This window comes from Streptomyces sp. NPDC043738 (assembly GCF_056436545.1).
Window position 1 is genome coordinate 390,807 of record NZ_JBWKCJ010000004.1, and the last position, 17,516, is coordinate 408,322.

Below are 17,516 nucleotides of genomic sequence, written 5' to 3' on the forward strand. Positions count from 1 at the left end.
CGTATCTGCCGGCTTGCCGTGCCGTTGCGGGCCGGGGGCCTCAGGCGCGGGTCCGCCAGATGAGGGCCGCGGCGGCGACGAGGGCCAGGCCGATGGCGCCGGCGGTCCAGGGGAGCCAGTCGACGGGGCCGGCGGTGGGGTCGTCCTTGGTGGGGCCGGGGCCGAAGTAGCGAGCGCCATAGGCGGCGGGGGACGGCTTCTGGGGGGTGGGCTTGAGGGCGGGGGCGGCCTTGAGGGCGGCGGCGGGGTCGATCAGGCCGGCACCGTAGTCGTCGTCGCGGCCTCCCTCGGGGGAGTCCTGGGCGGTGGCGGTGAGCAGGCGGCGGATCTGGGCGGGGCTCAGGTCGGGGTGGGCGGAGCGGACCAGCGCGACGGCGCCGGAGACGAAGGCGGCGGCGGGGCTGGTGCCCCAGCCCGAGACGTAGGCGCTGCCGTTGCCGGCCATGGCGATCTCGTCGCCGGGTGCGCTGACCGTCGCGTACCAGTGGCGGGTGGAGAAGTCGGCGCGTTCACGCTGGTAGTTGACGGCGGTGGCGGCGATGACGCCCGGGTAGGCGGCGGGGTAGGAGACGCGGTTGCCCTTCTCGCCGCCGTTGCCCGCGGAGGCGACGACGGGGATGCCCTTGCCGAGGGCGTACTGGATGGCGGCGTCCTCGCGCGGTTCGGGGTGTGCGGACTCGCTGTCGTCGCCGAGCGACATGCTGATCACGTCGGCGCCGTGGTCGGCGGCCCAGCGGATGCCGTCGGCGAGCGCGCCGGCCTTCTCCGTGCGGGCCCGCCCGCGCTGCGGATCGTTGTCCTCCAGGATCACCCGGACCGGGAGGATCCTGGCTTCGGGGGCGACGCCGAGCACGCCGTCCCGGCGGCCCTGGCCATGGCCCCGGCCGGCGATGACGCTGGCCATTCCGGTGCCGTGCCGGGCCCATGCCGCGTCCCCCGGGCCGGCTCCGAAGCCGATCAGGTCCTTCTCCGGCAGGACCTGGCCCTCCAGGTCGGGGTGGTTGGCGTCGACTCCGGTGTCCAGCACGGCGACGGTGACGCCCGCGCCCTTGGTCGTACGCCAGGCCTGCTGGGCGTGGACGGCCTGAAGGCCCCACTCCTGGGCGCGGATCACATCGGCCCGGGCGGGCACGGAGGGCAGCACGGCGAGCGCGGCGGAGGCCAGCGCGACGGCGGCGCCGCGCAGCATGGTCTTCGTCATGGCGAGGACTCCGTGGTGTGCGAGGAGATGCCGGACGCGGTGCGGAAGTCGGCCGCGATGCGGTCCGCGAGGTCCTTGGCGTCGTGGCCCAGGCCGGACTCGGCCGGGGCGGTGGTGGCGCCCGGCCGGACCGCGGCCTCGGCGGACTGCGGTTCGGACACGGCCCGGCCGTCGGCGAAGCCGGAGACGGCGAAGACGATCACCGGGATGTCGGTGAGCACCCGGACGGTCCAACTGGCCCGCTGGGCGCGCCCGAAGTCCTCGGCCGGGGTGCCCTCGGCGGCGTACGGCAGCGGCATCAGGTCCGTGCGGCTGCCCAGGCTCTTGGTGCTGAAGCGGGTGTTGAGGGCGATCATTCCGGCCGCGTCGGCCTTGGCGGTCTGCGCGCCGACCGTGATGACGCTGGAGCGGGTGGCGTCGAGGTACGTGGCGCGCAGCAGGCGGACGCAGCCCGCCCCGGCGAGCGCCTCGGCGAGCGGGCGGTCGTAGGCGCCGGTGCAGCCGCTGTCGGGGGCGACGGCGATCCGGGTCCAGGTCCGGTCGGCGCCGCCGGGGCCGACGCCCAGGCCGTCGACGGTGCGCGGGAAGAGCGTGTCGACGGGGGTGTTGCGCCAGGCGTCGCGGCCCGCGGCGAAGGCGGCCTCGGGGGTGGGCGGGGCGTCGGCGGAGTCGTCGGTGAGCCAACTGCCGGCCGCCGCACCGCCGATGAGGCCGATGCCGAGGACGAGGCAGGCCGCGACGGCGGCCAGCCGGGCGCCGGGGCGGCGGCCGGCCGAGGGCCGCGGCCGGGGCCGGGCGGGCATGCCGGGGACGGCTCCGGCCGTCTGGTGCGGCAGGGGCCGTTGGGGCCAGGGCGGCTGCGGTGGACGCTCGGCCGCGTGCGTCGGCGGCTCGCTGCCGGGTGCCGCGGACGGGGTGGCGGAGGCGGGCTTGCGGGCCCGCGGCGGGGCGCCGGGCTCGCCGTTGCCGTTCCACAGCTCCTGACTGTTGGCCAGGTGGAAGGCGGCGGTGTCCCGGAAGGTGTCCGGGCGCCGGGGCGGCGGTGCGGCGGGTGCCGGGGAGCCGGGCGCGTGGTGCGGGCCCTGGGGTGGCGCGGCGGGCGGCGCCGGGGGTGGTGCGGTGGGCGGCGCCGGTGGTGGCGCGGTGGGGCGCGGCGGGACGGCGGGGGGCGTGGGCCGCTGGGGCGGTGTGGGGTCGGCAGGGGGCTGCGCGGCCTGCGCCCCGATGGGCGGGGCGGGCGGCGGGCTCGGGACCCGGCGCAGCACGGTCGTACGGGGGTCGGTGTTCGGCGCGGGCGCCGCGGTCACCGGGGGCTGCCGATCGGGGCCTCCCCCGCTCGAACGGAGTGGAGAGCTTGGGGAAGGCCGCGGGGGTATGGGCGGGATGTGCCGCGCATCGGCGAAATCGGCGTCGGTGCTCACCCGCGCTCCCCCTTGCGCCGTGTCCCCGGACCCGATCCGCAATCGGGGCAGGGTGGCTGGTATCCGGACAACACGCCGCTGACCTGCTGGTTGCGGTGTCGGGCCACTCTAAGGGCTGGCGCCGTCGGCGCTCCAACCCTCCCCCAGGCTCCGAATGAGCAGGGGGTACCCCCGGTCGCCGCCATGTCCGCTCTGTCGCGATCTCTCCCCTACCCAGTGGTAAAGAGGTCTGGCAGGCTGCGGGCCATGTCCCCGCACACCGCCGACACCCATGGCGACAAAGCCCGTTACGACCGGGCCACCGCCCACCTCGACGCACCGCTGGCCGTCGTCGACCTGCAGGCCTTCGACGCCAACGCCGCGGATCTGGTGCGCCGCTCGAAGGGGAAGCCGATCCGGGTGGCGAGCAAGTCGGTGCGCTGCCGGGCCCTGCTGGAACGGGTGCTGGCGCGGGACGGATTCGCCGGGATCATGAGTTTCACGCTGGCCGAATCGCTGTGGCTGGCGCGTTCGGGCTTCCCTGACGTGCTGCTGGCGTACCCGTCGGTGGACCGGGCCGGCTTCGCCGAGCTGACCGCCGATGCCGCGCTCGCCGGCGCGGTGACGGTGATGGTCGACGATCCGGCGCAGCTCGATCTGATCGACGCGGCGCGTCCGGACGGCGCCCGCGGCGGCGAGGAGGTGCGGGTGTGCCTGGAGCTGGACACCTCCTTCCGGCTGCTGGGCGGCGGGGTGCGGGTCGGCGCGCGGCGCTCGCCGCTGCGGGCGCCGGCCCAACTGGCCGCGCTGGCCCGGACGGTGGTGCGCCGCCCCGGGTTCCGGCTGGTGGGGCTGATGGCGTACGAGGGGCACGTGGCGGGTGTGGGCGACGAGGTCGCCGGCAAGCCGGTGTTCTCGCGGACGGTCCGGGTGATGCAGGCGGCGGCGCGCAAGGAGCTGGCGCGGCGCCGCTGGGAGGCCGTACGGGCGGTGCGGGCGGTGGCCCCGCGGCTGGAGTTCGTCAACGGCGGTGGGACCGGCAGTGTGCAGCACACGGCGGCGGAGGCGGCCGTCACCGAGATCGCGGCCGGATCGGGGCTGTATGTGCCGCGACTGTTCGACAACTTCCGTTCGTTCAGCGGGCGGCCGGCGGCGCTGTTCGCCCAGCCGGTGGTGCGCCGGCCCGGTCCCGGCGTGGTGACGGTGCTGGGCGGGGGCTATCCGGCGTCGGGGGTGGCGGGCGCGGACCGGCTGCCGGTACCGCATCTGCCCGCCGGGCTGCGCTACGACCCGCAGGAGGGGCCCGGCGAGGTGCAGACGCCGCTGCTGGGGCCGGCCGCGGACCGGCTGGCGATCGGCGACAAGGTGTGGTTCCGGCACGCCAAGGCCGGTGAGCTGTGCGAGCGGTTCGACCGGCTGCAACTGGTCGACGGGGACGAGGTGGTGGACACAGTGCCGACGTACCGCGGGGAGGGCCACGCCTTTCTGTGACCGGCGCGGGCCTCCCCGGGTACGGATCGGTGCGGTCAGTACACGGTGTCCTGCTGGTCGGGGATCACCGAGCCGTCGGCGCGGTGGACCGGACCGAGCGTGCCGTCCGGCCGGGTGTAGCCGGCGGTCGCGCACGGGTACGGGTCGGCCTGACGCTTCTTGGGCTCGATGAACATCGGGTTGACCAGCCAGCGGTGATCGCTGTTGTCGTAGGCCCGGCACATCAGCTCGGGCTTGTTGCGGTTGATGGCCAGGTGTCCCGCGGTGGCGTCGCCGACGAAGGTCACATCGGTCTCGGCGTCGCCCGCGGCGAAGGCGGGGCGGTGCGCCCGGTCCTGCTGCCGCCAGGCCTTGGCTCCCTTGACGTGGAAGATCTCCTGGTTGATCCAGCAGCGCTTGCCGTCCATGTACGTCAGGACCTCGCCGTTGGTGTCCTCGACGTCGCCGCAGCCCTGGACTCCGGTGGTGAGCCTGCCGTCGCGGACGAGGTTGCGGATGCCGATGACGTGGTCGCGGTCGATGCCCACGCCGGGCGCCCAGGCGCGTACCAGCGGCTCCGCCGAGGCGGAGACGATGTAGACGTCGAAGCCGGCCTTCTTGAGGGTGCCGATGAGGTCGCGCTGCTGCGTGTAGTAGCGGACGTAGCCCTCCATCGTGTGCGTGCCGACCTTCTGCTCCGTGCCGATCGGCGCGGCGAGGTTCTCGGCGCGCGCGGCGCGGGCGAAGCCGGTCAGCCGCTCGGGGCTGTGGCCGGCGAACAGCTGGGTGATCCAGACGTACTCGGGGACGGTGCGCCGGTGGTTCCACTCCCCCTCGAACGCCTTCTTGCCGGTGGAGGTCTCGGCGTCCTGGTAGACGTCGAGGATCTCGTCGGTGCAGTCGGTGTCGGTCGACGTCGGCAGCGGACGGCCGGCGGGCACGGAGGTGCCGCAGGCCTTGGTGAGCGCGCGGGCGGCGTCGTCGGTCAGCCACTTGTTGGTGGCCTTCCAGCTCGCCGGGCGCAGCACCTTGTCGTGCCGGAGCATCCAGGCCAGCGTGGCGTCGGAGATGTCGTTCTTGACGACGGTGTTGTCCCAGTCGAAGGTCGCGACCGGTCGCGCGCCCCCGCTTCCGGAGCAGCTGCCGCGCTCGTCGATCATCTTCTGCAGCTTGGCGTGGTTGTCGCCGTACCAGCCCTTGGACACGTGGAGGGTGGGGCAGTGGCGCGGGGCCGGCCCGGCGGTGGCCGTCTGGGCGACCGCGACGCCGCCTCCGGCGACGGCGAGGGCGGCACAGGCTGCCAGCCAGCGACGCTTGTTGAGCATGGAACGCACTCCTGTCGAACGAAGAACCGAAGGCGGACGCTAGCGCATGGCGGCCGGGCGTCGAGCGACGTCCGGCCGCCGTGGCGCTTGCCTGGAGGTGAACAACAGGCGGCTTACAGCGGGGTGACGTACGCTCCCGCGATACCGCCGTCGACCAGGAATTCGGCGGCGTTGACGAACGAGGAGTCGTCGCTGGCGAGGAAGGCGACCGCGGCGGCGATCTCCTCGGGCTCGGCGAACCGCCCGACGGGGACGTGCACCAGGCGGCGCGCGGCGCGCTCGGGGTCCTTGGCGAACAGCTCCTTGAGCAGCGGGGTGTTGACCGGCCCCGGGCACAGGGCGTTGACCCGGATGCCCTCGCGGGCGAACTGCACGCCCAGTTCACGGGACATCGCCAGCACGCCGCCCTTGGAGGCGGTGTAGCTGATCTGGGAGGTGGCGGCGCCCATGACGGCGACGAAGGAGGCGGTGTTGATGATGGAGCCGCCGCGGCCGGTCCGCTCGAACTGGCTCTGCATGTAGGGCAGCGCGTGCTTGCAGCACAGGTAGACCGAGGTCAGGTTGACCTCCTGGACGCGCTTCCAGGCGTCCAGGCCGGTGGTGAGGATCGAGTCGTCGTCGGGCGGCGAGATGCCGGCGTTGTTGAAGGTGACATCGACCGAGCCGTAGGTGTCGAAGGCGGTCTTGTAGAGCGCCTCGACCTGCTCGGAGTCGGTCACGTCGACCTGGACGAAAGTGCCGCCGACCTCTTCGGCGGCGGCCTTGCCGGCCGTCTCGTCGATGTCGGCGCAGACGACGTTGGCGCCTTCGGAGGCGAGCCGGCGGGCGGTGGCCAGGCCGATGCCGCTGCCGGCCCCGGTGATCACGGCGGTACGGCCGACGAGGCGGCGGCACACTGCGGTCTGGTCGGTCACTTAGCGCTCCTCTGTGCTGATGAAGATGTTCTTGGTCTCGGTGAAGGCGGCGAGCGCGTCCGGGCCCAGCTCACGGCCGAGGCCGGACTGCTTGAACCCGCCGAAGGGGGTCCAGTAGCGCACGCTGCTGTGGGAGTTGACGGAGAGGTTGCCGGCCGCGACGGCGCGCGAGACGCGCAGCGCACGGCCGACGTCGCGGGTCCACAGCGAGCCGGACAGGCCGTAGTCGGTGGCGTTGGCGAGCCGCACCGCCTCGGCCTCGTCGTCGAAGGGCAGGACCACGGCGACCGGCCCGAAGATCTCCTCGACGGCCGTACGGTCCTCGGGGTGGCCCTCCAGGACGGTGGCCGGGTACCAGAAGCCCTTGCCGGCGGGCGCCTCGCCGCGGATCGCGGCCGGGGCGTCCTCGGGGACGTAGGACCGTACCCGCTCGCGCTGGGCGGCGGAGATCAGCGGGCCCATCTGGGTGGCGGGGTCGGCCGGGTCGCCGACCGCGAAGGCCTTGACGGCGGGCTCCAGCAGCTCCATGAAGCGGTCGTAGACGCCGCGCTGGACGAGGATGCGGCTGCGGGCGCAGCAGTCCTGGCCGGTGTTGTCGAGGAAGGAGCCGGGGGCGGCGGCCGCGGCGGCCTCGATGTCGGCGTCGGCGAAGACGATGTTGGGGCTCTTGCCGCCGAGTTCGAGGGTGAGCCGCTTGGTCTGCGCCGCGCAGCGGGCGGCGATCTGCCGGCCGGTGGCGGTGGAGCCGGTGAAGACGACCTTGGCGACGCCGGGGTGGTCGACCAGCGCGGTGCCGGTGACGGGCCCCTCGCCGGGCAGGACCTGGAAGAGGCCCTCGGGCAGTCCGGCCTCCAGGGCCAGCTCGGCGAGCCGCAGCGCGGTCAGCGGGGTGGTCTCGGCGGGCTTGAGCAGGACGGCGTTGCCGGCCGCGAGGGCGGGGGCGGCGCCCCAGGCGGCGATCGGCATCGGGAAGTTCCAGGGCGCGATGACGGCGACCACGCCGAGCGGCTCCTGGACGGTGATGTTGAGACCGCCGGCGACCGGGATCTGGGTGCCGGTCAGGCGCTCCACGCCCCCGGCGGCATAGTGCAGCAGATCGCGGACGTTGCCCGCCTCCCACCGGGCGTTGCCCAGCGGGTGGCCTGCCTCGCGGAGTTCGAGTTCGGCGAGCGGGTCGACATGGGCGTCGACGACGTCGGCGAAGCGGCGCAGCAGGCGGGCCCGGTCGCCGGGTGCGACGGCGGCCCAGGCCTCCTGGGCCGCGGCCGCCCGGCGGACGGCGGCGTCGACCTCTTCGGGGGAGGTGGTGGGGACGGTGGCCACCACTTCCTCGGTGGCCGGGTTGAGGATCTTCAGCTCGTGCGGACCATTGGACACAGCGTGGTTCCTTACATGCGCTCGAAGGAGCGGAAGCGCTCCCAGTCCGTGACGGCGGCGTCGTAGGCGTCCTGTTCGACGCGGGCCATGTGGCGGTAGTGGTCGACGACCTCGTCGCCGAAGGCCTCCCGGGCGATCGGGCTGTTCTCCCACCGCTCGGCGGCCTCGCGCAGCGTGGTGGGGACATGGGCGGCGTCGCCGGCGTAGGCGTTGCCGGTGGTCGCCTCGGGGAGCTCCAGCTGGTGTTCTATGCCGTACAGGCCGGCCGCGACCATGGCGGCGACCGCGAGGTAGGGGTTCACATCGCCGCCGGGCAGGCGGTTCTCCAGGCGGTGGGAGCGGCCGTGGCCGACGACCCGCAGCGCGCAGGTGCGGTTGTCGGGGCCCCAGGCGACGGCGGTGGGGGCGAAGGAGCCGGGGCGGAAGCGCTTGTAGGAGTTGATGTTCGGCGCGTAGAAGAGCGTGAAGTCGCGCATCGCGGCGATCTGACCGGCGAGGAAGTGCTGCATGGTGCGGGACATGCCGTAGGGGCCGGAGTCATCGGCCAGTACGGGCCGCCCCTGCTCGTCCTGGAGCGAGAGGTGGATATGACAGGAGTTGCCCTCGCGCTCGTCGTACTTCGCCATGAAGGTGAGCGCCATGCCTTCCTGGGCGGCGATCTCCTTGGCACCGGTCTTGTAGATGGAGTGCTGGTCGCAGGTGGTCAGCGCCTCGTCGTAGACGAACACGATCTCGTGCTGGCCGAGGTTGCACTCGCCCTTGGCGGACTCCACGGTCATCCCGGCCGCGCCCATCTCGTTGCGGATGCGGCGCAGCACGGGCTCGACGCGGCCGGTGCCGAGGACGGAGTAGTCGCCGTTGTACTGGTTGGCCGGGGTCATCTGGCGGTAGCCGCGGGACCAGGCGTCCTCGTAGGTGTCCTTGAAGAGCATGAACTCCAGCTCGGTGCCGGCGTAGGCGCGCCAGCCGCGCTCGGCCAGGCGGTCGAGCTGGCGGCGCAGGATCTGCCGGGGCGAGGCGACGACCGGCGAGCCGTCGTGCCAGGCCAGGTCGGCGGTGATCAGGGCGGTGCCGGGGTTCCAGGGGGTGCGGCGCAGGGTGGCGGTGTCGCCGTGCATGGCGAAGTCGCCGTAGCCGCGTTCCCAGGAGGACATCTGGTAGCCGTCGACGGTGTTGAGGTCGACGTCGACGGCGAGGAGGTAGTTGCAGCCCTCCGTGCCGTGCTCCAGGACGGTGTCGAGGAAGTATCGGGCCGCGAACCGCTTGCCCTGGAGCCTGCCCTGCATGTCGGTGAAGGCGAGGACGACAGTGTCGATCTCCCCGGCGTCGACGAGGACTCTGAGCTCCTCGACGGAGAGTGGGGGCGTGCGGTCTGCCACGGTGTTGCCTCCTGTCACTGCATCCGGAGGTCATAAGGTATGCACACGAACCTTTGCTTGGGAAGGGGTTTCGATGGACGATGCGGCTGATCGGCTGGCACCTGTGCTGCGGCCGGTGCGGGCGGGCAACGGTTTCGAGGAGGCGCTGGAGCAGATACTCCAGATCGTCCGGCTCGGCCTGGTGCCCCAGGGCGAACGACTGCCCGCGGAGCGGGAGTTGGCGGAGCGGCTGCAGATCAGCCGGGTCACCCTGCGCGAGGTGCTCAAGGTGCTGCAGGACGAGGACCTGGTGGAGAGCCGGCGCGGGCGCTACGGGGGCACGTTCGTGCGCGCACGCAAGGAGCACCAGGGCGAGGCCGAGCTGCGGCGCCGGATCGAGAAGATCGACGTCGAGGACACCCTGCGGTTCCGGGAGGTGCTGGAGGTGGGCGCGGCGGGCCTGTGCGCGGCCCACGGGCTGACCGCCGAGCAGGCCGACCGGCTGCGCCAGGCCCTGGCCGCGACCCAGGAAGCGCCGCTGGCGGACTACCGCCGGCGCGACACCCTGCTGCATCTGACGCTCGCGGAGCTGTCCGGCTCGCCTTCGCTGGCGGCCCAGTACGCCGCGGTACGGGCGAGCGTGAACGACCTGTTGGACTGCATTCCGCTGCTGGTGCGCAATCTGGAGCACTCCCAGGCCCAGCACGGCGCGCTGGTGGAGGCGGTGCTGGAGGGCGACGCGGACGGCGCGCGCGAGGTGATGCGGGAGCACTGCTGCGGGACCGCGGCGCTGCTGCGCGGCTTCCTGACCGGCCCGGCGGCCTGAGCCCGGCCGCGCCGGGCCCCGCGAGCTCCCCTGTTAACCATTCTTTTACGCACGGGTCTTGCGCCGGAGCGGCCCCCAGGGCAAAGGTATGCCGCTGAACCTTTGCTCGATTTTCCCCTTCGGCGAGGCAGGAGCGGCTCATGGCCGACAGCACGGAATCGCAGACCGCACCGCCCACCGCTTCCGTGGACGGCGGCACACCGGGCGGCGGCGCGTCGCCCGACGAGACCTATCTGGAGCGGCGCACGCTGCGCCGCGGCAGCGCGGGACCGCTGCTGCTGACCGGCCTGGGCGTCGCCTACGTCGTCTCCGGCGACTTCTCGGGCTGGAACAACGGACTGGCGCACGGCGGCTTCGGCGGTCTGGCGATCGCCGCCGTCCTGATGGGCCTGATGTACACCTGTCTGGTCTTCGCGCTGGCGGAGCTGGCCTCGATCCTGCCCACCGCGGGCGGCGGCTACGGCTTCGCCCGCCGGGCACTGGGCACCTGGGGCGGCTTCCTCACCGGCACCGCCATCCTGATCGAATACGTCCTGGCGCCCGCCGCGATCTCCATCTTCATCGGTGACTACGTCGAATCGCTCGGCCTGTTCGGACTGCACTCCAGCTGGCCGGTCTACCTCGCCTGCTTCGTGCTGTTCATCGGCATCCACCTGTGGGGCGTCGGTGAGGCGCTGCGCTTCAGCCTGATCGTCACCGCGGTCGCGGTCGCCGCGATCGTCGTCTTCGCGCTCGCCGCCCTCACCGACTTCCATGTGGACGCGCTCAACGACATCCCCGTCCAGGCCGGTGCCTTCGGCGCCAACTCCTGGCTCCCGTTCGGCATTCTCGGTATCTGGGCGGCCTTCCCGTTCGGCATGTGGTTCTTCCTCGGCATCGAGGGCGTACCGCTGGCGGCGGAGGAGACCAAGGACCCGGCCCGGTCGCTGCCCAGGGCGATGGCCGCCGCGATGGGCATCCTGCTGCTGCTCGCGCTGATCACCTTTGTCGCCGCGACCGGCGCGCGCGGCTCGGCCGCGATCCAGTCGGTGGGCGATCCGCTGGTCCAGGCGCTCCAGCCGGACGGCAAGCCCACGACCGTCGGCCGGATCGTCAACTACGCCGGGCTGGCGGGCCTGGTGGCGTCCTTCTTCTCCCTGATCTTCGCCGGGTCCCGGCAGCTGTTCGCGCTCTCCCGGGCCGGCTACCTGCCCCGCTTCCTCTCCCTCACCAGCCGTCGCAAGGCCCCCTACCTGGGCCTGCTGGTGCCCGGCGCGCTGGGCTTCGCGCTGGCCGCGGCCACCGGCGACGGCGCCCGGATGCTGAACGTCGCGGTCTTCGGCGCCACCATCTCCTACGCCCTGATGGCGCTCTCGCACATCGTGCTGCGCCGCCGCGAGCCCGCTCTGCCCCGCCCCTACCGGACCCCGGGCGGCATGCTGACCTCGTCCGTCGCCTTCGTCCTGGCCTGCTCGGCGCTGGTGGCGACGTTCCTGGTCGACAAGGACGCCGCCTTCATCGCGCTCGGCGTCTACGTCGTGGCGCTGGCGTACTTCGCGTTCTACTCCCGGCACCGGCTGGTCGCCGCGGCGCCCGAGGAGGAGTTCGCGGCGCTGGCGGCGGCCGAGGCCGAGCTCGAACGCGACTGAGACACCCGGTGCCGGCCGGGCATCCGGTCCGGCACCGGCGATCCGATCCCCATCCGCACGCACGGAGGACCCCACCCCATGTCCCAGCCCCTCATCGGCATCAGCACCTACCAGGAAGAGGCCCGCTGGGGCGTGTGGACCCAGCCGGCCGCGCTGGTGCCGGCCGGCTATCCGAAGCTGGTGCAGCGCTCGGGCGGGCTGGCCGCCCTGCTGCCGCCCGGCGATCCGGCGACGGCCGCGGCGGCGGTGGCACGGCTGGACGGGCTGGTGATCGCCGGCGGCGCGGACGTGGCGCCGGCGCGGTACGGAGCGGAGCCGCATCCCCGGACCGGTCCGCCGGCCCTGGACCGGGACGCCTGGGAACTCGCCCTGATCGAGGCCGCGTTGGCGGGCGGCGTACCGCTGCTGGGCATCTGCCGCGGGCTGCAGCTGCTGAACGTGGCGCTGGGCGGCACCCTCGTCCAGCACCTCGACGGGCACGCCGGGCCGCCCGGGGTCTTCGGGCGGCACGACATCAAGCCGGTCCCCGGGACGCTGCTGGGCCGCGCGCTGCCCGAGCCGGTGGCGGTACCGACCTACCACCACCAGGCAGTGGACCAACTCGGGCGCGGGCTGCTGGCCTCGGCGTACGCGGAGGACGGCACCATCGAGGCGCTGGAGCTGCCGGACGCGCGCGGCTTCGCGCTGGCGGTGCAGTGGCACCCGGAGGCCGGGGACGACACCCGCGTGATGGACGCGCTGGTGGCGGCGGCACGCGGGGCGTCCCCGGAGGCGTAGGAGCCTCAGACCTCCCGCGACCCGCAGGCGCCGGGGATCCAGCCGGTGTTGCCCCGGAAGGTGATCTTCATCCAGTCGGTGCCCGAGCGTCCGCAGAGGTTGTACGACTGCCCCGTGGCCTTGCCGCGGATGCAGGTCTTCGCGCCCTTGGTGAACAGCCCGACCGCGGTGCTGTTCAGCTTGCGCTCCTTGCGGATCTTCACGTTCTCCTGCGCCTCGGCGTTGACGCAGGCGGCCGTCGCGGTGGTGGCCGCGGCGGCCGGGTGCGCGGTGCCCGGCGTGGCGGCCGTGGCGACACCGCCGGCCAGCGCGGTGCCGAGCAGAGCCGTGGAGGCGATGATCCCGGCCGTCGTCCTCATCCTCATGTGTGGTCCCCGTAGTGGTAGTTGGCGCATGGTCAGATCCTGTCGCGCGCACGCGATCAAGGATTCGAACACACTAACGCAAGGGTGGGGCCGGCGGCGGGCGGTTCCGCCCGCCTCAGGAGGCCGCGCGGGTCAGCCCCAGCAAGTGACGGGCCGGCCCCACCGGCCGCTGCCCGGCCGGCCACACGGCACGCAGGTCACGGCCGAGCCGCAGTCCCCGCACCGGGATCTCCACCAGCCGCCGGGCGCTCAGCTCCTCGCCGACCGCCAGCTCGCTGAGCACCGACGGCGCCGCCTCGCTCACCACGGCGGCCTTCACGGCGGTGGTCGAGGCGAGCTCCAGCAGCGGTTCGGCCAGCCCGCCGTGCTCGGCGAGCGCCGCGTCCAGCACCTGCCGGGTGCCGGAGCCGCGCTCGCGCAGGATCAGCGGGGTCGCGGCCAGCTCGGCGGCGGTCAGCTCCGTACGGCGCCGGGCCCAGCGATGCGACGGCGCGGCGACGACGACCAGCCGGTCGTGCCCGATGACCGCGCCGTCCAGCCCCGCCGGCACGTCCAGCCCCTCCACGAAGCCCAGGTCCGCCTCGCCCCGCGCCAGCCGCTCGGCCACCGCGCTGGAGTTCCCCGCCAGCAGCGAGACGGCCGTCCCGGGCAGTTCCGTGCGCAGCGAGATCAGCCACCCCGGAAGCAGGTACTCGGCGATCGTCATGCTCGCCGCGACCCGCAGCCGGGAGTCGCGCCGCCCGCGCAGCGCCTGGGCGCCCGCGTCCAGCGCCTCGGCGGCCTCGACCACCCGCCGCGCCCAGTCCGTCACCAGCACCCCGGCGTCCGTCAGCCGGGAGCCCCGCGGCGACCGCTCGACCAGGGCCACCCCCAGCTGGCGCTCCATGGCGCGAAGGCGGCTGCTGGCGGCCGGCTGGCTGATCCCGCGCGCACGGGCGGCCCGCCCCAGACTGCCGAGCCGGGCGATGGCGAGCAGCAGCTCCAGCGCGCCGAGGTCCGGGACCCGGTGCGACAACGAGGCGGGCTGGACCTCACCCATCAATCCCCCGACACATAACCCCAGCTTATGCCCTCATAGAGACAATGTCCCTGGTGGGGGCCGCTTGGAGCAGTCACGCTCTTCTCATGGCAACACTTACGCAAGCACCTTCCCGCACCACCTCCGCCGCCCCCCGCACCCCCGGGGCGGTCCGCCACCTCGGCCCGAACTGGTACGCCTGCGTCATGGGCACGGCGATCGTCGCCAACGCCGGCGCGGCCCTCCCGTTCACGGCGCCCGGCCTGCGCGGTGCCTACGAGGCCGTCTGGGCGCTGTCGGCGGTGCTGCTGCTGGCACTGCTGGCCGCCCGGGCCGTGCACTGGCGCCGGCACCCCGACCAGGCCAGGCGCCACCTCCTCGACCCGGCCGTCGCCCCGTTCTACGGCTGCCTGGCCATGGCGCTGCTGGCGGTCGGCGGCGGCACGCTCGCGGTCGGCCGGGACGTCGTCGGCGAGCCGGCCGCGGTGGCCGCCGACGCCGCCCTGTGGACCGTCGGCACCCTCGTCGGCCTCACGGGCGCCGCGGTGATCCCGTACCTGATGGTGACCCGGCACCGCATCGAGCCGGCCGGCGCCACCCCGGTGTGGCTCCTGCCGCTGGTCGCCCCCATGGTCTCGGCGGCGCTGGGGCCCGCGCTGGTCCCCCACCTGCCGCCCGGCCAGTGGCGAGTGGCGATGGTGCTCGGCTGCTACGCGCTCTTCGGCATGTCCCTGCTGGCCACCCTGCTCGTGCTGCCACTGGTGGTGTCCCGGCTGCTCCACCACGGCGCCCTGCCGCTCGCCCTCACCCCGACCCTGTTCCTCGTCCTCGGCCCGCTCGGCCAGTCCACCACCGCCGTGAACAACCTCGCCGACGTCGCCCCGGGAGTCGTGGACGCCTCCTCCGCGCACGCCATGAGCGCCTTCGCCGTCCTCTACGGCGTGCCCGTGATGGGCTTCGCGCTGCTCTGGCTGGCGATCGCGACGGCGATGGTGGTCCGCGCCTTCCGCAACGGCATGGGCTTCGCCATGACCTGGTGGGGCTTCACCTTCCCGCTGGGGACCTGCGTCACGGGCGCGGCGGGCCTGACCCGGCACACCGGGCTGGGCGTGTTCGACTGGCTGGCCGGGGCGCTGTTCGCCGCCTTGGTGACGGCGGTGGCGGTGACCGCCACCCGCACCGCCTCGGGCCTGGCACACGGCCGGCTGCCGGCACCGCCGCCGCCGGCCGGGCACTGAGCGGCTCCGGTGCCGGGGCGCCGGGCTGCGGCTCGTCGGTTCAGCCGAGGAAGAGCGGCAGTCTCGCGGCCAGTCGGCCGAGTGCGGCCCGCTCCTCGGCGGTCGGTGCCCGGCGGCCGGTGCCGACCACAAGTGCGTCCTGGTCGCTGAACGACGCGGGGAACGCGCCGCCGGCGATCTCCTCCAGCAGCGCGCGGGACCGGGCCAGGGCCTCCGCGGGCGGCCGGGCCGCATCCGGGAGGTGCGCGATCAGGTCGAGGTGGTGCAGCGTCCACTCCAGGACGTACGCGGTGAGGTAGTCGCCCACGGTGAGGACCTCGTCCTGAGTGCTCACCCGGGCGCCGCGGTCGGCGAGTTCGGCGGCGCGGCCGGCGGCGGAGCCGACGTCGTCGAGGTGGAACTTGAGCAGGTGCGGTTCCTCGTAGGCGGCGGCCAGCCGGACGATCAGCGCGTCGAGCGGATCCTGGCCGGTCGGCGGTTGCTCCCCGACCTTCCAGTAGGTCACGGCGTCGACGGTCGGTTCCGCCTCGGCCGGGGTGACGAGGGTGATCAGGACGTCCTGCGCGTCGATGACCAGGTGGCACACCAGGTCCCGTACGAGCCAGCCGGTGCAGCCGGACGGCCGCTCGAAGTCCTTGTCCGGGAGTTCGGCGACCGCCGTGCGCAGCGCCGCCCAGGAGCGTGAGAAGAGATCCACCCCGGCACGGTAGTGCGGTGCCCGAACGGCGGACAAACGGATTTGGGCGGATCCGGGTGGCACGCCCCCGCTCCCGCCGACGCGCTCGGCGGCCCCCGTCACCACGACGGAGTAACGCAGCGTAATCCACTCGTTGCTGGTTCGTTAGCGCGGTGATCCCGGCACCGGACCGGGTCCAGACAGGAAGGAAGTTCCGTCATGGGTAAGGCAATGCGTTTGGTCGCGGGCGCCCTCGGGGCCGGTGCGCTGCTGATGTCGGCGTCGGGCACGGCCAGTGCCAAGGGCTGGTCCGATTTCTTCAACGAGGACGTGCACTGCGCACCGACGTTCAGCCTCCTGTTCCCCTCGGACGGCTGCCTCACGAACATCCTCATCGACAACCACAAGACCGTCGCCACGCTCAAGCAGACCGCCGCGGGCGACATCGACGGCACCCTGGTGCGCGCCGGCGGGCGAGGCCGCCGCTGACACCGCGCCGCACCCCGCGGCACGCTGCTCCGGGGTGCGGCGGCGCGTCCCGGCTGGCCGCCGGGCGGGCGGCGCGCCGTGCGTTCCTGGGCGCGGTCGCTCAGCGCGCCGCGGCCAGGGCCGTCGCCAGTACGGCCGGGGCCTCGGTCAACGACGGTCCGTACCACGTCAGATGGCGGCCGCTGACCAGCGCGGCGGGCAGGCCGGGAAACGCCTCGGGGCCGTCCTCGACGGTGAAGCGGTACGGCTCGTCGGGGAGGACCACGAGGTCGGCCGGACCGGCGTTGAGCGCGTCGAGCGCGATCCTCGGATAGCGCTCGGCGTGGCCGGCGTAGCGATTGCGCACGCCGAGACGGGCCAGCAGGTCCCCGGCGAAGGTGTCCCGGCCGAGCACCATCCACGGCCGGCGCCAGACCGGCACCACCGCGGTCCGCGGCGCCGGCCGGGCCGGCAGCTCGCGCCATGCGGCCTCGGCGGCGTCGAGCCAGTCGGGTCGGGCCAGCCCGCAGCCCGCGACCAGTACGCGGTCCAGCTCGCGCAGCCCCTGGTCCAGGGCCCGCACCTCGGTGACCAGGACGTCCAGGCCCGCGGCCCGCAGCGCGGCCAGGTCCTGCGGGCGGTTCTCCTCCTCGTTGGCGAGCACGAGGTCGGGCGCCAGGGCGGCGATCCGCCGGGCGTCGGGATTCTTGGTGCCGCCGACCCGGGCGGCCGCCAGCCCGGCCGGATGGCTGCACCAGTCGGTGACCCCGACCAGCAACTCGGGCGCGCAGGCGGCCACCGCCTCGGTGAGGGAGGGCACCAGGGACACCACGCGCTGCACGGTCATCCGTCCACGGTACGGCTCAGGCGCGCCCGCCGGCCCTGCGGCGCAGCAGATACGCCGCGCTGCCGGCCAGCACGAACAGCACCAGGCCACCGGCCGCCTGTGTCACGTTCACTCCCTCCACCCGGCTGTCCTGCACCGTCACGGTTTCGGTGAACCTCGCTCCGCCCGGCGCGCATTCGATGGTGACCTGGTAGCGCCCCGGCCTGGCCTGTTCAGCGACCGTGGCGTCGGCGGCCATCCCGCGCTCCCCCGGCCGCAGCACCACCGAGCCGAAGAGCGCCGAGGCCACCCGCGCTCCTGAAGCCGTCGCGCAGTGCCTGCCGTCGCTGATGCTCACCCGTTGTCCGGCCACCATCGGATCGGGCTCGACCTGCGCCGACGCGACCGGCGCGGCGATCCCCAGGGTGGCCGCGCCGATCAGGGCGGCGGCGGCTGCGTGCGCGGGCTTCACGCACTCCAGCCAATCACCCGCCCCGCCGTCCCGCCCGCTACCCGCACCCGCCCGGGTGAGCCGCGCAAGGGCGGGGGGGGGGGGGGGGGGGGGGGGGGGGGGGGGGGGGGGGGGGGGGGGGGGGGAGGGGGGGGGAGGGGGGGGGGGGGGGGGCGGGGGGTGCGTATCCAGCATGAC

General features: G+C 74.0%; 17 protein-coding genes. 6 read left to right on the forward strand and 11 right to left on the reverse strand.

What is annotated here, in order from left to right:
* Positions 1 to 40: 40 nt before the first annotated feature.
* On the reverse strand, positions 41 to 1,201 hold the full coding sequence (gene mycP, locus AC0680_RS09075; RefSeq protein ID WP_478626185.1) for a type VII secretion-associated serine protease mycosin: 1,161 nt from the start codon (positions 1,199 to 1,201) through the stop codon (positions 41 to 43).
* Entirely contained in the window at positions 1,198 to 2,508 is a 1,311-nt protein-coding gene (locus tag AC0680_RS09080) for a hypothetical protein (RefSeq protein WP_478626187.1), read from the reverse strand. Before AC0680_RS09080 ends, mycP begins: the two co-directional genes overlap by 4 nt.
* 360 nt (positions 2,509 to 2,868) lie before the next feature.
* On the opposite strand from AC0680_RS09080, the gene AC0680_RS09085 reads away from it, so the two are divergent.
* Complete coding sequence (locus AC0680_RS09085; RefSeq protein WP_478626189.1) at positions 2,869 to 4,092, forward strand: amino acid deaminase/aldolase; 1,224 nt, start codon at positions 2,869 to 2,871, stop codon at positions 4,090 to 4,092.
* 35 nt (positions 4,093 to 4,127) lie between these two features.
* Here the strand turns inward: AC0680_RS09085 and AC0680_RS09090 are convergent, their stop codons facing one another.
* The 4 genes from AC0680_RS09090 to AC0680_RS09105 form a co-directional block, all read right to left on the reverse strand.
* Positions 4,128 to 5,396 carry an HAD family hydrolase gene (locus tag AC0680_RS09090; RefSeq protein ID WP_478626191.1) on the reverse strand — a complete coding sequence of 423 codons (1,269 nt, stop codon included), beginning with the start codon at positions 5,394 to 5,396 and terminating at the stop codon, positions 4,128 to 4,130.
* Between the two features lie 113 nt (positions 5,397 to 5,509).
* Positions 5,510 to 6,310, reverse strand: coding sequence for a 3-oxoacyl-ACP reductase (locus AC0680_RS09095; RefSeq protein WP_478626193.1), 801 nt, complete (start codon positions 6,308 to 6,310; stop codon positions 5,510 to 5,512).
* The gene (locus AC0680_RS09100) at positions 6,311 to 7,687 is read right to left on the reverse strand and encodes an aldehyde dehydrogenase family protein (RefSeq protein ID WP_478626195.1); all 1,377 of its coding nucleotides are present in this window, start codon (positions 7,685 to 7,687) and stop codon (positions 6,311 to 6,313) included.
* An 11-nt stretch (positions 7,688 to 7,698) separates the two neighbouring features.
* The gene (locus tag AC0680_RS09105; RefSeq protein ID WP_393488159.1) at positions 7,699 to 9,066 is read right to left on the reverse strand and encodes a glutamine synthetase family protein; all 1,368 of its coding nucleotides are present in this window, start codon (positions 9,064 to 9,066) and stop codon (positions 7,699 to 7,701) included.
* Positions 9,067 to 9,139: 73 nt separating this feature from the next.
* On the opposite strand from AC0680_RS09105, the gene AC0680_RS09110 reads away from it, so the two are divergent.
* The 3 genes from AC0680_RS09110 (at position 9,140) to AC0680_RS09120 (ending at position 12,276) form a co-directional block, all read left to right on the forward strand.
* A complete protein-coding gene (locus AC0680_RS09110) occupies positions 9,140 to 9,871 on the forward strand; it encodes a FadR/GntR family transcriptional regulator (protein ID WP_478626198.1) in 732 nt (243 codons plus the stop codon).
* A gap of 140 nt (positions 9,872 to 10,011) precedes the next feature.
* Positions 10,012 to 11,499 carry an ethanolamine permease gene (eat, locus tag AC0680_RS09115; protein ID WP_478626199.1) on the forward strand — a complete coding sequence of 496 codons (1,488 nt, stop codon included), beginning with the start codon at positions 10,012 to 10,014 and terminating at the stop codon, positions 11,497 to 11,499.
* A 78-nt stretch (positions 11,500 to 11,577) separates the two neighbouring features.
* The gene (locus AC0680_RS09120; protein WP_478626200.1) at positions 11,578 to 12,276 is read left to right on the forward strand and encodes a gamma-glutamyl-gamma-aminobutyrate hydrolase family protein; all 699 of its coding nucleotides are present in this window, start codon (positions 11,578 to 11,580) and stop codon (positions 12,274 to 12,276) included.
* A 5-nt stretch (positions 12,277 to 12,281) separates the two neighbouring features.
* Here the strand turns inward: AC0680_RS09120 and AC0680_RS09125 are convergent, their stop codons facing one another.
* On the reverse strand, positions 12,282 to 12,641 hold the full coding sequence (locus tag AC0680_RS09125) for a hypothetical protein (protein WP_384428613.1): 360 nt from the start codon (positions 12,639 to 12,641) through the stop codon (positions 12,282 to 12,284).
* Positions 12,642 to 12,756: 115 nt separating this feature from the next.
* Positions 12,757 to 13,680, reverse strand: coding sequence for a LysR family transcriptional regulator (locus AC0680_RS09130; RefSeq protein ID WP_478626202.1), 924 nt, complete (start codon positions 13,678 to 13,680; stop codon positions 12,757 to 12,759).
* 86 nt (positions 13,681 to 13,766) lie between these two features.
* Between AC0680_RS09130 and AC0680_RS09135 the strand changes: the two genes are divergently transcribed.
* A complete protein-coding gene (locus AC0680_RS09135) occupies positions 13,767 to 14,897 on the forward strand; it encodes a TDT family transporter (RefSeq protein WP_478626204.1) in 1,131 nt (376 codons plus the stop codon).
* Positions 14,898 to 14,937: 40 nt separating this feature from the next.
* Here AC0680_RS09135 and AC0680_RS09140 read toward each other — a convergent pair whose 3' ends face one another.
* Positions 14,938 to 15,594 carry a maleylpyruvate isomerase N-terminal domain-containing protein gene (locus AC0680_RS09140; protein WP_478626206.1) on the reverse strand — a complete coding sequence of 219 codons (657 nt, stop codon included), beginning with the start codon at positions 15,592 to 15,594 and terminating at the stop codon, positions 14,938 to 14,940.
* Between the two features lie 198 nt (positions 15,595 to 15,792).
* Here AC0680_RS09140 and AC0680_RS09145 point away from each other — a divergent pair, with 198 nt between their 5' ends.
* Positions 15,793 to 16,062 (forward strand): hypothetical protein, encoded by a 270-nt coding sequence (locus tag AC0680_RS09145; protein WP_478626208.1) that lies wholly within the window; start codon positions 15,793 to 15,795, stop codon positions 16,060 to 16,062.
* 100 nt (positions 16,063 to 16,162) lie between these two features.
* Here AC0680_RS09145 and AC0680_RS09150 read toward each other — a convergent pair whose 3' ends face one another.
* On the reverse strand, positions 16,163 to 16,888 hold the full coding sequence (locus tag AC0680_RS09150; RefSeq protein WP_478626210.1) for a helical backbone metal receptor: 726 nt from the start codon (positions 16,886 to 16,888) through the stop codon (positions 16,163 to 16,165).
* A 16-nt stretch (positions 16,889 to 16,904) separates the two neighbouring features.
* A complete protein-coding gene (locus AC0680_RS09155; protein ID WP_478626212.1) occupies positions 16,905 to 17,339 on the reverse strand; it encodes a hypothetical protein in 435 nt (144 codons plus the stop codon).
* Positions 17,340 to 17,516: the final 177 nt, after the last annotated feature.

Excerpts from the sequence above, each read along its gene's own strand:
- mycP (WP_478626185.1), bottom strand. The coding sequence starts at position 1,201 with ATGACGAAGACCATGCTGCGCGGCGCCGCCGTCGCGCTGGCCTCCGCC.
- AC0680_RS09085 (WP_478626189.1), top strand. The coding sequence starts at position 2,869 with ATGTCCCCGCACACCGCCGACACCCATGGCGACAAAGCCCGTTACGAC.
- AC0680_RS09090 (WP_478626191.1), bottom strand. The coding sequence starts at position 5,396 with ATGCTCAACAAGCGTCGCTGGCTGGCAGCCTGTGCCGCCCTCGCCGTC.
- AC0680_RS09110 (WP_478626198.1), top strand. The coding sequence starts at position 9,140 with ATGGACGATGCGGCTGATCGGCTGGCACCTGTGCTGCGGCCGGTGCGG.
- eat (WP_478626199.1), top strand. The coding sequence starts at position 10,012 with ATGGCCGACAGCACGGAATCGCAGACCGCACCGCCCACCGCTTCCGTG.
- AC0680_RS09120 (WP_478626200.1), top strand. The coding sequence starts at position 11,578 with ATGTCCCAGCCCCTCATCGGCATCAGCACCTACCAGGAAGAGGCCCGC.
- AC0680_RS09125 (WP_384428613.1), bottom strand. The coding sequence starts at position 12,641 with ATGAGGATGAGGACGACGGCCGGGATCATCGCCTCCACGGCTCTGCTC.
- AC0680_RS09130 (WP_478626202.1), bottom strand. The coding sequence starts at position 13,680 with ATGGGTGAGGTCCAGCCCGCCTCGTTGTCGCACCGGGTCCCGGACCTC.
- AC0680_RS09135 (WP_478626204.1), top strand. The coding sequence starts at position 13,767 with ATGGCAACACTTACGCAAGCACCTTCCCGCACCACCTCCGCCGCCCCC.
- AC0680_RS09145 (WP_478626208.1), top strand. The coding sequence starts at position 15,793 with ATGGGTAAGGCAATGCGTTTGGTCGCGGGCGCCCTCGGGGCCGGTGCG.
- AC0680_RS09150 (WP_478626210.1), bottom strand. The coding sequence starts at position 16,888 with ATGACCGTGCAGCGCGTGGTGTCCCTGGTGCCCTCCCTCACCGAGGCG.